11 protein-coding genes are annotated in these 13,767 nt (G+C 51.9%); 4 read left to right on the top strand and 7 right to left on the bottom strand.

The features are described from left to right. Positions 1–25 precede the first annotated feature (25 nt). The 3 genes from ACRQ84_RS23305 to ACRQ84_RS23295 are packed head-to-tail and all read right to left on the bottom strand — an operon-like array spanning position 26 to position 1,285. Positions 26–280 carry a DUF1427 family protein gene (locus ACRQ84_RS23305; protein WP_483818559.1) on the bottom strand — a complete coding sequence of 85 codons (255 nt, stop codon included), beginning with the start codon at positions 278–280 and terminating at the stop codon, positions 26–28. Positions 281–282: 2 nt separating this feature from the next. Beyond that, positions 283–534 (bottom strand): DUF1427 family protein, encoded by a 252-nt coding sequence (locus tag ACRQ84_RS23300; protein ID WP_483818558.1) that lies wholly within the window; start codon positions 532–534, stop codon positions 283–285. Positions 535–592: 58 nt separating this feature from the next. Beyond that, positions 593–1,285: a hydrolase gene (locus ACRQ84_RS23295; RefSeq protein ID WP_483818557.1), complete on the bottom strand. Its 693-nt coding sequence runs from the start codon at positions 1,283–1,285 to the stop codon at positions 593–595. Between the two features lie 342 nt (positions 1,286–1,627). On the opposite strand from ACRQ84_RS23295, the gene ACRQ84_RS23290 reads away from it, so the two are divergent. Genes ACRQ84_RS23290 through ACRQ84_RS23280 form a run of 3 tightly spaced genes read left to right on the top strand, consistent with a single transcriptional unit; the run spans position 1,628 to position 5,551 of the window. Further along, positions 1,628–3,505, top strand: coding sequence for an amidohydrolase (locus ACRQ84_RS23290; RefSeq protein ID WP_483818556.1), 1,878 nt, complete (start codon positions 1,628–1,630; stop codon positions 3,503–3,505). Between the two features lie 5 nt (positions 3,506–3,510). Further along, the gene (locus tag ACRQ84_RS23285) at positions 3,511–3,933 is read left to right on the top strand and encodes a DoxX family protein (protein WP_483818555.1); all 423 of its coding nucleotides are present in this window, start codon (positions 3,511–3,513) and stop codon (positions 3,931–3,933) included. Beyond that, positions 3,920–5,551, top strand: a complete 1,632-nt coding sequence (locus ACRQ84_RS23280; protein WP_483818554.1) for an MFS transporter — start codon at positions 3,920–3,922, stop codon at positions 5,549–5,551. Before ACRQ84_RS23285 ends, ACRQ84_RS23280 begins: the two co-directional genes overlap by 14 nt. A 154-nt stretch (positions 5,552–5,705) precedes the next feature. On the opposite strand, the gene ACRQ84_RS23275 is transcribed toward ACRQ84_RS23280, so the two are convergent. Continuing rightward, a complete protein-coding gene (locus ACRQ84_RS23275) occupies positions 5,706–6,431 on the bottom strand; it encodes a pirin family protein (RefSeq protein ID WP_483818553.1) in 726 nt (241 codons plus the stop codon). Between the two features lie 299 nt (positions 6,432–6,730). On the opposite strand from ACRQ84_RS23275, the gene ACRQ84_RS23270 reads away from it, so the two are divergent. Continuing rightward, positions 6,731–6,940, top strand: coding sequence for a YdgH/BhsA/McbA-like domain containing protein (locus tag ACRQ84_RS23270; RefSeq protein WP_483818552.1), 210 nt, complete (start codon positions 6,731–6,733; stop codon positions 6,938–6,940). Between the two features lie 131 nt (positions 6,941–7,071). Here the strand turns inward: ACRQ84_RS23270 and ACRQ84_RS23265 are convergent, their stop codons facing one another. The 3 genes from ACRQ84_RS23265 to ACRQ84_RS23255 all read right to left on the bottom strand — a co-directional run bounded on the left by ACRQ84_RS23265 (position 7,072) and on the right by ACRQ84_RS23255 (position 13,604). Further along, on the bottom strand, positions 7,072–8,514 hold the full coding sequence (locus tag ACRQ84_RS23265) for an amidase family protein (protein WP_483818551.1): 1,443 nt from the start codon (positions 8,512–8,514) through the stop codon (positions 7,072–7,074). A gap of 750 nt (positions 8,515–9,264) precedes the next feature. Beyond that, positions 9,265–11,622 (bottom strand): phosphoketolase family protein, encoded by a 2,358-nt coding sequence (locus ACRQ84_RS23260; RefSeq protein WP_483818550.1) that lies wholly within the window; start codon positions 11,620–11,622, stop codon positions 9,265–9,267. 197 nt (positions 11,623–11,819) lie between these two features. After that, positions 11,820–13,604: a thiamine pyrophosphate-requiring protein gene (locus ACRQ84_RS23255; RefSeq protein WP_483818549.1), complete on the bottom strand. Its 1,785-nt coding sequence runs from the start codon at positions 13,602–13,604 to the stop codon at positions 11,820–11,822. Between the last annotated feature and the right edge of the window lie 163 nt (positions 13,605–13,767).

Below are 13,767 nucleotides of genomic sequence, written 5' to 3'. Positions count from 1 at the left end.
GCTCAGGCCTGTATGAGGCACATCCTTAGGGGGTTTTGTCACCTGAGGGCGGAGTGTTGTCGCCAATTTTATGGTGATACTCATGTCGAAACCAGTGCAGGTTAACCGGCTGCCCATTAACCAGTCGTTTAATCAGCGGGATGAGATGTTCACCAATTTGCATGCCTAACAGACCCACCAGCGCAATAATCGGTGGTGCGGGTGAGTTCACATCCAGAACCGCGTAAATCAGGCCCGCAAGGATCCCGACAGCCAGCGAGACAGAATAGGATTTCAGCATATTCAGCCCGCCTGTTTAGCAATAAGTTGTGGTGAAGCCAGTTGCCTGACGGCAACTGGCTGAGTCTGCGCGTCAGACGGTACCCACGCTGATGCTTCATTGTGAAGCAACTTACCGCCAAGCGAGCTGCCAATCACCATGCCGAGCAGCCCAACAAGGGCAACAGCGGGTGGAGCCGGTGACTGTACTTTAAGCAGCGAGTAGATCAGACCGATCAGTGCACCCGCCCCCAGAGAAATGAATAAAGGACTCATGGGTCCTCCTTGTTTAAATAACTGTCCGGCCATTGAGAGCCGGACAGTTGAAAGCAGATTAACGGATTTTCGCAGGAACCGGCGCCAGGGTACGGTGCTCGCTCTTCTGACGTGAAGGCGCTTTGTGAACCATAGTGTATGCGTAATCAACGCCGATGCCGTAAGCACCTGAGTGTTCTTTGGCAATATCCATCACGGCGGTGTAGGTATCTTTGTGTGCCCAGTCACGCTGCCACTCCAGCATTACCTGCTGCCAGGTTACCGGGATCACGCCTGCCTGGATCATGCGCTGCATAGCATAATCGTGTGCTTCTTTAGTGGTGCCGCCTGAAGCGTCCGCCACCATGTAGATTTCATAGTCGCCTTCCAGCATGGCGCACAGTGCGAAGGAGTTGTTGCACACTTCAGTCCACAGACCTGAAACAACCACTTTTTTCTTACCGTTAGCAGCCAGTGCATCACGGACTTTCTGGTCATCCCATGAATTCATTGACGTACGCTCAAGAATGTCCTGACCCGGGAATACATCCAGCAGTTCCGGGAAAGTGTTACCGGAGAAGCTTTCAGTCTCAACGGTGGTCAGTACAGTCGGGATGTTGAAGACTTTGGCCGCTTTAGCCAGTGCAACGACGTTGTTTTTCAGAACCTGACGGTCGATTGACTGGACGCCAAAAGCCATCTGAGGTTGCTGGTCGATAAAGATGATCTGGCTGTTCTGCGGCGTCAGTACTTCAAGCTTACGATTGGTCATGTTAAGGCCCATTGAGGTTAGGGTTGCTAAAGTCCGTGGAATGTTTAAACGGCGTCAATTGGCAGCACCCTTATGACTGAAGAGCGTCATGTTCATGTCGCTTTCCAGGTGGGTAACTGTCTGAGCGCAGTGTAGGAACCTTTTTATTTTCAAAACATTATCTTTAGGTATAACTATACGATCGTATAACTATACGAACGTATACCTATCCCTTTGTATAACTAGACGTTCTCCGGACCTCCTGATCATAATTCCACCATCCCAATATCCTGCTGTTACGGCAGGGCAATTAGTGTCCACGGTCTTCACTACCGTTTTGGACAACTTATCTCAGGAGATCCTATGGTTACCCTTGGCAAAGCCGACGTCATTCTCACCAATGGCCGATTTCATACCGTCGATCGTGCAAATCCGATCGCCGATGCGGTCGCCATCCGCGACGGCAAGTTTCTTGAAGTAGGCAGCCTGGAAGACGTTATGCAGCATCACTGTGAAGGCACGAAGGTCATCGACCTGAAGGGCCATACTGCTGTTCCCGGTCTGAATGACTCGCACCTGCACCTGATACGTGGGGGACTGAACTACAACCTTGAACTGCGCTGGGAAGGTGTGCCGTCAGTATTTGATGCGCTGCGTATGCTGAAAGAGCAGGCGCTGCGTACGCCAAACCCGCAGTGGGTGCGCGTGGTCGGCGGCTGGACGGAGTTTCAGTTTGCTGAACGTCGCATGCCAACGCTGGATGAAATCAATGAAGCGGCACCGGATACACCGGTTTTTGTTCTGCACCTGTATGACCGCGCCCTGCTTAACCGTGCCGCACTGAAAGTGGTGGGCTATACCAAAGATACCCCTAACCCTCCGGGCGGTGAGATCCAGCGCGACAGCAACGGCAACCCGACCGGGATGCTGATTGCCCGTCCGAACGCCATGATCCTTTACTCTACGCTGGCAAAAGGTCCGAAGTTACCGCTTGAACAACAGGTGAACTCTACCCGCCAGTTCATGCGTGAGCTGAATCGTCTTGGCCTGACCAGCGCCATTGATGCAGGCGGCGGCTTCCAGAACTACCCGGAAGACTACGAAGTCATCGCTGAATTGCATGAGAAAAAGCAGATGACCCTGCGCATCGCCTACAACCTCTTTACTCAGCGTCCCGGCCACGAACTTGAAGATTTCGAGAAATGGACGGACATGCTGACGCCGGGTCAGGGCAGCGACTATTTCCGTCACAACGGTGCCGGTGAGATGCTGGTGTTCTCCGCCGCCGACTTTGAGGATTTCCTTGAGCCGCGTCCGGACCTGGCACCGGGCATGGAAGATGAGCTGGAGCGCGTGGTGCGCCATCTCGTTGAACACCGCTGGCCGTTCCGCCTGCATGCCACCTATGATGAATCGATCAGCCGCATGCTGGACGTGTTCGAGAAAGTGAACCGCGACATCCCGTTCAACGGTCTGCACTGGTTCTTCGACCACGCTGAAACCGTGACGCAACGTAATATCGATCGCATCAAAGAGCTGGGCGGCGGTATTGCGGTACAGCACCGTATGGCGTTCCAGGGCGAATATTTTGCTGAGCGTTACGGCATTGAAGCGACCCGTCATACGCCACCGGTGGCACGTATGCTGGAAACCGGCGTGCCGGTGGGTCTGGGTACGGATGCGACGCGCGTTGCCAGCTATAACCCATGGACCGCGCTTTACTGGCTGGTCTCCGGCCGTACCGTCGGCGGCATGCAGATGTATGACGTCAACGCCCGCCTCGACCGTGAGACCGCGCTGATGCTGTGGACGCAGGGCAGTGCCTGGTTCTCCAGCGAGCAGGGTAAAAAAGGCCAGATCATTGCAGGGCAACTGGCCGACATGGTGGTGCTGAGCAAGGACTACTTCAGCGTACCGGAAGAAGAGATCAAAGGTATTGAGTCGGTGCTGACTCTTGTCGACGGCAATATCGTGTATGCCGCGGGCTCGTTCAGCAGTGAAGCGCCGCCGTCAATTCCTGTGCTGCCAGAGTGGTCACCGGTGGTGAAAGTACCGGGTCACTACCGTAGCGCACCGCCAACAGCGCAAACCCGGGTGGGCATGCAGCAGATGCCGCACCAGTGCAGCGGCCCGTGCGGCGTGCATACCCACTCGCATGATATTGCTCGCGGCGCCAACATGCCGGTATCCGAGGAGAACGCCTTCTGGGGCGCGCTCGGCTGCAGCTGCTTCGCGTTCTGATTAACATGAAGAGTCTATTCTCTCAGCCGCCCCGCATTGATGCGGGGTTGTTCTTCCTGCGACTCACTGGCTGCCTGCTGTTACTGCACGTGCACGGCCTGCCAAAAGTGTTTCACTTCAGCGAAGAACTGACGCGCATCGAGGATCCATTCGGCCTCGGTCCCTACATAAGCCTGATTCCGGCTATTTTTGCAGAGGTCGTCTGTCCGATTTTCATTCTGGCTGGCGTCTTCACCCGGTTAGCCTGTCTGCCGATTATCGGTGTATTGCTGGTTGCGATGGTGTTTGTGCATCCGGACTGGAGCATCGCAGAAGGCCAGTTTGGCTGGTTGCTGTTAATTATCTTTACCACGCTGGCCATCACCGGGCCGGGACAGTGGCGCATCGGTGCCGGCAGGCAAAGAGGGGTACGCCATGGCGCAGGTTAATGATATTAATGACGTGACGCAGGATGCGGAAAATACTCCCGCCCCTGCCGCATCGGTCTCACCCTGGCAACCCCTGCAGCAGCCGGTGTTCCGCATGTTGTGGATTGCGACAGTGGTGTCCAACATCGGTTCCTGGATGAATGATGTTGGCGTTAACTGGACCATGCTGACGCTCAGCGCCGATCCGCTGAACGTCGCGATGGTGCAGGCGGCCGCCAGCCTGCCGATGTTCCTGTTTGCCCTGCCCTCCGGCGTACTGGCAGACATTATCGACAGGCGAAAATATCTGCTGTTCTCTCAGCTTTGGGTGTTTATCGCTGCGGCGGGCCTGACGGTCCTCTCCTATACCGGACACGTCACGCCACTGGTGCTGCTGATTGCCGCCTTCCTGATGAGTGCAGGCGCTGCCATGAGCTCACCGCCATTCCAGGCCATCGTGCCCGATTTGGTCGACAAAAGTGAACTGGGTCCCGCCATTGCACTGAACTCGCTGGGTATCAATATCAGTCGCGCCATCGGTCCGGCGCTGGGTGGTCTGATCCTGTCGTTTGCCGGGCCGTGGATGGTGTTCATGCTGAATGCGCTATCTGTGCTGGGCGTAGCGTGGGTGCTCTATCGCTGGAAGGAAGCACCCAGCGTGCAGCGTCTCCCGCCGGAGCACTTCTTCTCAGCCGTGCGGGCGGGCGTCCGGTACGTTCATGCTGCTCCGGTGCTGCGTAACGTACTGGTGCGTACTGTGGCTTTCTTTGTGTTCGGCAGTGCCGGGTGGGCGCTCCTCCCACTGGTTGCCCGTCGGGAGCTGGGACTGGGGCCGGGAGGGTATGGCATCATGCTGGCCTTTATCGGCGTCGGTGCTATTTGCGGTGCCGTGCTGCTGCCCCTCCTGCGTAAGCGGTTTAATGCCGATCGGCTGATGGTACTGGCAAGCCTGCTCTTCGCCGCGACAATGCTTGCGCTGGCATTTATCCGTCACTTCTGGCTGCTTAACGCCTTCGAGTTTTTCACAGGCTTTGCCTGGATAGCTGTGCTTTCCACGCTCAACCTGGGCGCGCAGCGCAGCGCGGCCAAGTGGGTTAAAGCGCGCGCACTGGCGGTTTATCTGACGGTTTTCTTTGGTTCAATGACCGTAGGCAGCGCAGTCTGGGGACAGCTTGCTTCGCGCTTCAGCATTCCGGTGTCGCTGTGCGTCGCCACAGTGGGGATGGTACTTGCCTGTCTCACCGTATTGCGCTGGCGTCTTGATAAAGATCCCGACCTGAATCTGGACATCAGTGAAACAGGTGAGACTGTCTCGGCACTGGATATTCATCACGATCGTGGACCGGTCAGGGTGAGCTATGAATATCAGATACTTCAGCAAGATGCTCAAGACTTTACGGTCTGCATGCAAGACATGCGCCGTGTGCGTCGTCGCGGCGGAGCCATCAACTGGGCGGTTTATGAGGATATTCTCCAGCCGGGCATCTTCGTTGAAACGTTCGTCGTGGGTTCCTGGATGGAACATCTGCGCCAGCTTGAGCGCTACACCATGAACGACCAGAAAATACAGACCCGCGTTTATGTCTTTCATCAGGGTGAAGAAATGCCCGTCGCGCGATATCTGATTGCACCTGAGTAGAGCTACCGGCTTGCAGGTGTCGTTAGATTACATAACTTAAGCATAAAGCAGCCGGTCCATAAGGCCGGTCATAAAAAAACAGCCACACATCACTTTATGGCTGTTAAAAAAATACTAAGGGATTTGACCGGCTGCTCAGCCGGTCTTTTTTTACTTATCGCGTCGGATGGTTAACCTCTACCGGACGCAGGTCAAACAGGAGCACTTCAGCCTCCTTTCCGTCAGAGAATGTCAGTTCGGTTTCATTACGCACTCGTGCTCCGTCCCCTTCACTGAAAGTGATACCGTTCACCGTAATACTGCCCTTAGCGACATGAATGTAAGCATATCGGTTTTCAGGCAGAGTAAATGTCTGAAGCTCATCACCATCAAACAGTCCGGCAAAAATGCGCACGTCCTGTTTTATTTTGAGTGATGCATCCTCTCCATCTGGTGAAATGATGAGTCTGAACTGACCGCGTTTCTCCTCCTCTGCAATACTCACCTGCTGATAGCCCGGTGCAGTACCCTTCTCAGCAGGGACGACCCAGATTTGCAGAAAATGGACCCCTGCTTCTTTTGAATTGTTGAACTCGCTGTGGGTCACCCCGGAGCCTGCGCTCATAAGCTGAACATCTCCCGGGACGATAGCGGAACCTGTCTCCATGGAATCCTTGTGGGCCAGCGCTCCATCCAGCACATAAGAGATAATTTCCATGTTGCTGTGCGGATGCGCACCGAAACCACGCCCACCGGATACCCGATCGTCATTGATAACAAGAAGGTCAGAAAATCCGGTCTGCTTTGGATCCCAGTAATTTGCAAATGAAAAAGTATGGCGTGAGTGTAACCAGCCGTGGTCGCCTAGTCCGCGAGTGTCTGAGAGTCTTAATTCGATCATGATGGTCTTCTCCAAAAGTGACTATGAGGAGCGAGTATTCGCTGCCGATGGAGCAAAATTAACGTAAACAAAAAAGACCATCAATGACGTTTAGGTGTAATCATCGTCTCATTTTAGTGGACAGTTAAGTTTGCCTCTTCAGTGAATCGTCACCTATGATCCATGGTGTTTTCTTTGTCAGTTTTTTTGATTTACTTCAGCATATTTATGCGATTTTCATCGTAAGCCAGAATGCCTAATATGCATCCCATCGAGACACAACGTCTCTTAAATTCAAAAATAACTCTCAGGAACTGACCATGAAAACCATCAAAACTATCGCTGCCGTTATCGCTCTTTCTCTGATTTCGACTGCCAGCTTCGCACAAACCATCACTGCTACGGCCTCCACTCTCGACGGAGCAGAAGCTCAAATCGCCGCTAAAGCAAAAATGGCTGGCGCAGGCTACAGCATCACTGGAGCCTACGCAGGAAATCAGGTTCATATGACCGCACGCCTGATCAAATAAAGCATGTTGAAATTAAATCAATGAAAAGGGCTGCCAGAGGGCAGCCCTTTCGTTTTGTTGAACCGATACTCGTGAATTTAACCGGCGGCGCTCCCATCAGAAAATGACTACCAGTCAGAGACTTTAGACGATCAGGATCTATTCAGCTCGGGTATAATTCGCGCTCCCACCACACCTTCAATCAACCCTGCGACCCGAAGCACTTTATTATCCTGGCCCGGCTCGGCATATACCGTAATACCAAAGGCCAGCCCCTCAGCATCTTCCCCTGCCGGAACCGCAACCACAGGAGCCCCGGCTTTACCTGTGCATTTAGCCGCAGCGGACATAGGAGAGAGGAGAACATCAGCCTGGCCTGACTTCAGTGCCGCACTGATACCTGCATCGAGGCTTAAAACAAGATCATGTCGCCGATCGCGGATATATTCTCGCGAGTGAATTTCGGGCGCAGAATCCGCTACTTCAAGTAATGACTGCCCATAAGGGATACTTTCCGGGTGCTTCTTATTCCAGGCAATAATGTCTTTCAGGGAAGTCATGCCGCAGGGTGAAAGTGCCTTCAGCAGTATGTTCAGGCTCTCACGAAATTCCACACGAAAAACACAGGAACGGACCTCCTGCAGCTGCTCAGCAGAAGGCAGGTCACAGGGGTCAACAATAGTGGCGCCTGCCTGTGACAAAGATTTCAGCAGCCGGTTAAAAGCATGCTGGCTGCTTTCAGATATCATATTGTCGGCTATCGCGCGTCTCGGTACACCTATCCTTAACCCGTTTAATAGAGTGTCGGCGTGCCTTTCTGCGGCAAATTCTTTCAGCGTCGCCGTATCCTTCACATCAGTACCTGCTATCGCCTCATAAACCAGTTGTGCGTCGCGCACTGTGCGTGTTAGGGGCCCCGGAGAATCCTGGCTGGGAACCAGAGGAATAAAACCATAGCGGCTGACACGACCAACACTTGGCTTAAAGCCAACAACTGAACTGTGTACTGCGGGTGTCTGAAGCGAATTCTGCGTTTCAGAACCGATGGCAAATGCGCAGAATCCTGCTGAAACTGCAGCAGCTGAACCAATGCTGGATCCCTGCCCGCGACCATACAGCGTGCCCAGTGGATTTCGGACCCGCCCCCCTGCACCGCTGTATTCGGATGGCATGATGTCAGACACAAAATCAGCAAACTCGGTCAGGTTGGTTTTTCCCAGCAGGACAGCACCCGCTTCTCTCAGGCGAGTTACAACGGTCGCCTCATAAGGTGGAAGAAACTCACTCAATGCACTTGCTCCTGCAGAAGCAAAGCAGCCGTCGGTAGTGAAGGCGTTATCCTTAATAAGATATGGAACACCGTGTAAAGGACCTCTTGAACGCCCCTGTGCCAGCTCAAGATCAGCACGCATTGCTTCTTCACGTGCCGTTAGCGAAACGCTTCTGACGGCGTTAATTTCAGCACCTCCCTGATTATGCAGATCAATACGGCTGAGATACCATTCCGTGGCTTCAAGTGATGTCAAATCACCGGCAAAAATGGCAGCACCGATATCTTTAGCTGAACCTGAGGAAAGGAGGATTGGAATTTTCATGCATTTACGGTCCAAAGTAACTTGTGGAAGTGAGCAAATTACATGATGAGTGAATGTCATATTAGACAGTTACATGCATACAGTAATATGAACCAGAGAGTGTATTACAATCTGTAACTGTAAGCTGCGTGAGTTTTCGAACGGAAGACAATTAAATATGATGTTATTTAGATTGATATTTGGGCTGCCCGGACTATAATGCGACAATTAATTAACAACCTAAAAAACAGCACTAAAAATTAAGAATGAATATATAGCATGTTTATTTATAGTATTATTACCAAATGCATCAAAAGCACCAAAAATATTAGGTGAAATGCCTAAAAACCACTTTTAGATGGTGACGATTTTATGTGTAACGGGAATGGTTAATAGAGTGCTATCTGTGAATTTCTATCAATTATATTCCAAACCACCTTTTAGGCTAAAAATTTAAACTAAAGGCATCAAGAATGTTAACAAGGAAGGCTTCAAGTTTTAATGTACACAATGAATTATCTGTTTTAGGCTACTCATTTTTTTTTGCAGTTGAAAAAAATATGAATCATTAACAATTTCACATTAACATGATGATTATTTTGCAAACACCACTAACCCTCTGATAATAATCAGAATACATAACATGCCATGTATCTTCAAGCTCGTAATTTTGCCTACCTTGAATTATTAATAAATAAAAGTATAGAGGCATAATCACAGACTGTGAGTTATACCCCTTATATGTATGTGGAGACGTCTCTTCCAATTAATCTATTCATTCCCTGCCCATACCCAATTTTTTACATCAGGCATGTCGTCCCCATTCTCCCGAACGTACCGATGATGTTCCGCAATACGTTCCTGAAGATCGTCAAGCAGTTCTGGATGGCGGTCAGCCAGTCCCGGCACATGAATTATCGCTGCCTGTGCCAGATGATAGCGATCCAGTTCGTTCAGAACGGTCATATCGAAAGGTGTGGTGGTAGTCCCTTCTTCATTGAACCCATGCACATGGAAGTTTTGATGATTGTTACGCTGATAAGTGAGTCGGTGAATTAAGCTGGGGTAACCGTGGAAAGCAAAGATCACCGGCTTTTCGCAGGTAAATAAGGCATCAAATTCAGCCTCGGATTTGCCATGTGGATGTTGTTCCTGTGTTTGCATTGCAAGCAGATCAACGACATTCACAACGCGAATGCGTAAGTCAGGCAGATAGGCGCGTAATAAATCGACTGCTGCCAACGTTTCCATTGTTGGTACATCGCCAGCACACGCCATAATGACATCGGGTTCACCCGCGCTGCTGGCCCATTCCCATACTCCCATTCCGGCTTCACAATGAGCAATCGCGCTGTCCATATCCAGCCACTGAGGTGAAGGCTGCTTACCGGCAACAATCACATTGATGCGGTCCCAGGTACGCAGACAATGATCACCCACCCACAGGAGAGTATTGGCATCCGGCGGAAGATAAATTCGTACTATGTCGGCTTTTTTATTGGCAACATGATCGATAAAACCCGGGTCCTGATGGCTGTAACCGTTGTGATCCTGTCGCCAGACATGGGAAGAGAGCAGGTAATTGAGCGATGAAACAGGCTTCCGCCAGCCCAGTTTGCGCGCCACTTTAAGCCATTTCGCGTGCTGATTAAACATTGAATCCACAATATGGATAAAGGCTTCATAGCAGTTAAACAGTCCGTGGCGGCCAGTAAGCAGGTAACCTTCGAGCCATCCCTGACACTGATGTTCACTAAGAATTTCCATCACCCGTCCATTACGGCCTAGTTGTTCATCATAATCTTTGAGAGATTCCATCCAGGTACGGTCTGTGACATCGAAGACCGGTGAGAGTCGGTTTGAAGCCGTTTCATCCGGGCCAAACAGGCGAAAGTTATCGTGGTTGCGTCTGAAAATCTCGCTAAGATAACGGCCAAACTGTTCAGTCGCCTGACCACTGGTGCTACCGGGTTGACCAATCTCAAGCGCAAAATCATGGATGTCGGGAGTCCTGAGCTCGCGTCGCAGACGCCCTCCATTTGCATAAGGAGACGATCCCATACGTTTGTTGCCCACGGGTACAAGCGCCCGCAGCTCGGGTTTAAGCCTGCCACTAATGTCGAACAATTCCTCTGGCTGATAACTGCGCATCCATTTTTCAAGTATCAGACGATGCGATTCGTCCTCCCTGCACGCAGCAACGGGTACCTGATGCGCGCGCCAGAAGTCCTCCACTTTTTTTCCATCAACTTCCTGCGGCCCGGTCCATCCTTTAGGACTGCGCAAGACAATCATGGGCCATCGGGGAACGGCCGCAGTTGCACTCCCGTCGCGCGCTTGATCCTGAAATTCAGCAATGCTTGTGAAAGCCAGATCCAGCGCCTTTGCCATTTGCCTGTGCATATCGGCAGGTTCATGGCCGCAGACAAATAGTGGTTCATAGCCATAGCCGCTGAAGAGTTGCTTCAGGTCCTCATCACTGCTGCGTCCAAGGATGGTGGGGTTGGCGATTTTATAACCGTTAAGATGCAGAATGGGTAATACAGCCCCATCACGCCTGGCATTGAGGAACTTAATACCGTGCCAGCTAGCCGCCAGCGGGCCGGTTTCTGCTTCTCCGTCGCCTATAACACAGGGCACGATAAGGTCTGGGTGATCGAAAGCCGCTCCGAAAGCATGTGACAGCGAATATCCCAGCTCTCCCCCCTCATTAATGGAGCCTGGAGTCTCAGGCGCTGCATGACTGGGTATACCGCCGGGGAAAGAAAACTGTTTGAAAAGACGCTGCATTCCGGCTTCGTCTTCACTGATGTGGGGGTAAACTTCACTGTAGCTTCCCTCAAGCCAGGTGTTTGCTACCATCCCGGGCCCACCGTGGCCCGGTCCACAGACATACAGCAAATTCAGATCGCGCTGACGGATAATTCGGTTCAGATGGGCGTAGATGAAGTTCAGACCAGGGGTGGTTCCCCAATGCCCCAGCAATCTGGGTTTAATGTGCTCAGGCAGAAGGGGGGAACGCAACAGCGGGTTGCTCATCAGATAAATTTGCCCCACCGAAAGATAGTTCGCAGCGCGCCAGTATTTATCCAGCAGTTCCAGCTCATTGGTCATTAATTCCTGAGTCATCGTCTTTCCCTTCAACATTGTCATTCTTTAACCCTAATAGAGGATCGGAGATGACGCGAATGTGGGACTGATTCATAATTATTGAGATCCTGGAGCGTGAGGAAGGCTTGGTGGAGACAAGCGAGCATGAATGACGGAGAAAATAAGTATCTGCATTAGCATGTTCAGAGACCTGGCTTCTGAACATGCTACGTATCTTAATTACTCTTCTTTGAAAAGAGCTGACTGGCCGTATCTTTTATCACTTGTGATGCCCCGCGGTCACCTTTTGCCATGGATGACATAAAGGCTTTCGCCTGCTGAAAAGTAATGTGGGGCGGAAGCGGTGCTACTTCCGGATCAGTTTTAACTTCGAGGACAACCGGACGATCTGCGCTCAACGCGCGCTGCCATGCACTGGCAATTTGCTCAGGGTTATCAACGTAAATGCCTGTCAGCCCCAGAGAGGCTGCAAATTCTGCATATTTTACATCCGGTAGTTGTTGTGTGGCATCAAAACGGGGATTTCCCTCCATTACGCGCTGCTCCCACGTCACCTGATTCAGATCCTGATTATTGAATACGCATACAATGAGGCGCCCATCAGACCACTGCTTCCAGTATTTCTGTATAGTGATCAGCTCCGCCATATTATTCATTTGCATGGCCCCATCCCCCACCAGGGCAACCACCGGCCGTTCTGGATGTGCGAACTTCGCCGCTATGGCATAAGGAACCGCGGCTCCCATACAGGCGAGTCCGCCTGAAAGCGTGGCACGTTGCCCCTGCTTAACGCGATAGTCGCGAGCGAACCAGTTAGCACAGGAGCCTGAGTCCGACGTCACGATTGCATTGTCAGGTAGCAGCGGTGACATTTCCCAGACTACCCGTTGAGGGTTCACAGGGTTTGCCGGCGCAAGGGCACGTTCCTCCATCTGCTTCCACCAAGCCTGAACCTGCACAGCGATATCCTCCTGCCAGCTGCGGTCCTCTTTATGCGTGAGCAAAGGCAATAATGCACGAAGGGTTTCTGTTGCATCACCATGGAGATTGACCTCACAGGGATAGCGCAGTCCGAGCATGGCGGGATCGATATCAATCTGGACGGCCCGCGCCTTGCCTTCTTCTGGCAGAAACTCCGTCCAGGGGAATCCGCTACCGATCATGAGAAGTGTGTCGCAGTTTTGCATAAGTTCCCACGACGGTTTTGTGCCCAGCAGACCAATTGAGCCCGTAATAAAAGGCGCATCGTCCGGCAGTACATCTTTTCCGAGCAGGGCTTTGGCCACGCCTGCACACAGGATATTTGCCGCCTGTACCACTTCTACCGCGGCATTCCGCGCGCCTGAACCTATAAGGATCGCGACCTTTTTACCTGCGTTCAGTATCTCTGCTGCGCGCGCCAGATCGGCCTCATAGGGGATCACTTTAGGGCGCTGATAACCACTTCCTGAATGCGTAAAGCCATGGAGGTGTTGTGGCGGCTGCCATTCTTCATCCTGGATATCTTTTGGGATGATGAGGACAGCCACACCATTCTGCGCTTTAGCAATACGCACACCCCGGTCGATCAGATGACGCACCTGAGCGGGAGACGCCGCTTCCTGCACGAAATTAGCCACATCTGAAAAAATCCGGTCCAGATTCATTTCCTGCTGATAACTCGCCCCTCGGGCGGTTGATTCTGCCTGACCAGCAATCGCTAATACGGGGGCATGATCCATTTTTGCATCATACAGTCCCGTCAACAGATGGGTTGCCCCGGGCCCTCCCGTGGACAAACAAACACCAATCTCTCCGGTAAATTTTGCATGGCCTGCAGCCATAAACGCAGCCATTTCTTCATGGCGAACCTGAATAAACTCAATACCCTCCCCTTTTTTATCGGCGCGTTGAATAGCGCCAAGTACGCCATTAATGCCGTCGCCAGGATAGCCGTAAATGCGCGTCACGCCCCACTCTTTCAGGCGCTGAACAAAAAAGTCACTGGTTTTCATTTTCATCGTTACTTTCCCCTTAAAGGATGCTGCGAACATAAAGGATAGCCAATGGGTATGAGTCAGGAGAGGTTGGTTACATTCGGCTTCTGGTAGTAAACGAAGCAGACCCGCAACCGGAGCCTCCCGATAACTTTCCAGGGGAAATTAAAAGAATGTTTTTCAACTG

The sequence above is a fragment of the Pantoea sp. E2023-21 genome, assembly GCF_051302795.1.
Lineage (GTDB): Bacteria > Pseudomonadota > Gammaproteobacteria > Enterobacterales > Enterobacteriaceae > Pantoea > Pantoea ludwigii_A.
Note: the sequence above shows the minus strand (reverse complement) of the source record. Positions and strands in the feature narration are given on the sequence as shown.

Excerpts from the sequence above, each read along its gene's own strand:
- ACRQ84_RS23295 (WP_483818557.1), bottom strand. The coding sequence starts at position 1,285 with ATGACCAATCGTAAGCTTGAAGTACTGACGCCGCAGAACAGCCAGATC.
- ACRQ84_RS23260 (WP_483818550.1), bottom strand. The coding sequence starts at position 11,622 with ATGACTCAGGAATTAATGACCAATGAGCTGGAACTGCTGGATAAATAC.
- ACRQ84_RS23275 (WP_483818553.1), bottom strand. The coding sequence starts at position 6,431 with ATGATCGAATTAAGACTCTCAGACACTCGCGGACTAGGCGACCACGGC.
- ACRQ84_RS23300 (WP_483818558.1), bottom strand. The coding sequence starts at position 534 with ATGAGTCCTTTATTCATTTCTCTGGGGGCGGGTGCACTGATCGGTCTG.
- ACRQ84_RS23265 (WP_483818551.1), bottom strand. The coding sequence starts at position 8,514 with ATGAAAATTCCAATCCTCCTTTCCTCAGGTTCAGCTAAAGATATCGGT.
- ACRQ84_RS23305 (WP_483818559.1), bottom strand. The coding sequence starts at position 280 with ATGCTGAAATCCTATTCTGTCTCGCTGGCTGTCGGGATCCTTGCGGGC.
- ACRQ84_RS23290 (WP_483818556.1), top strand. The coding sequence starts at position 1,628 with ATGGTTACCCTTGGCAAAGCCGACGTCATTCTCACCAATGGCCGATTT.
- ACRQ84_RS23280 (WP_483818554.1), top strand. The coding sequence starts at position 3,920 with ATGGCGCAGGTTAATGATATTAATGACGTGACGCAGGATGCGGAAAAT.
- ACRQ84_RS23270 (WP_483818552.1), top strand. The coding sequence starts at position 6,731 with ATGAAAACCATCAAAACTATCGCTGCCGTTATCGCTCTTTCTCTGATT.
- ACRQ84_RS23255 (WP_483818549.1), bottom strand. The coding sequence starts at position 13,604 with ATGAAAATGAAAACCAGTGACTTTTTTGTTCAGCGCCTGAAAGAGTGG.
- ACRQ84_RS23285 (WP_483818555.1), top strand. The coding sequence starts at position 3,511 with ATGAAGAGTCTATTCTCTCAGCCGCCCCGCATTGATGCGGGGTTGTTC.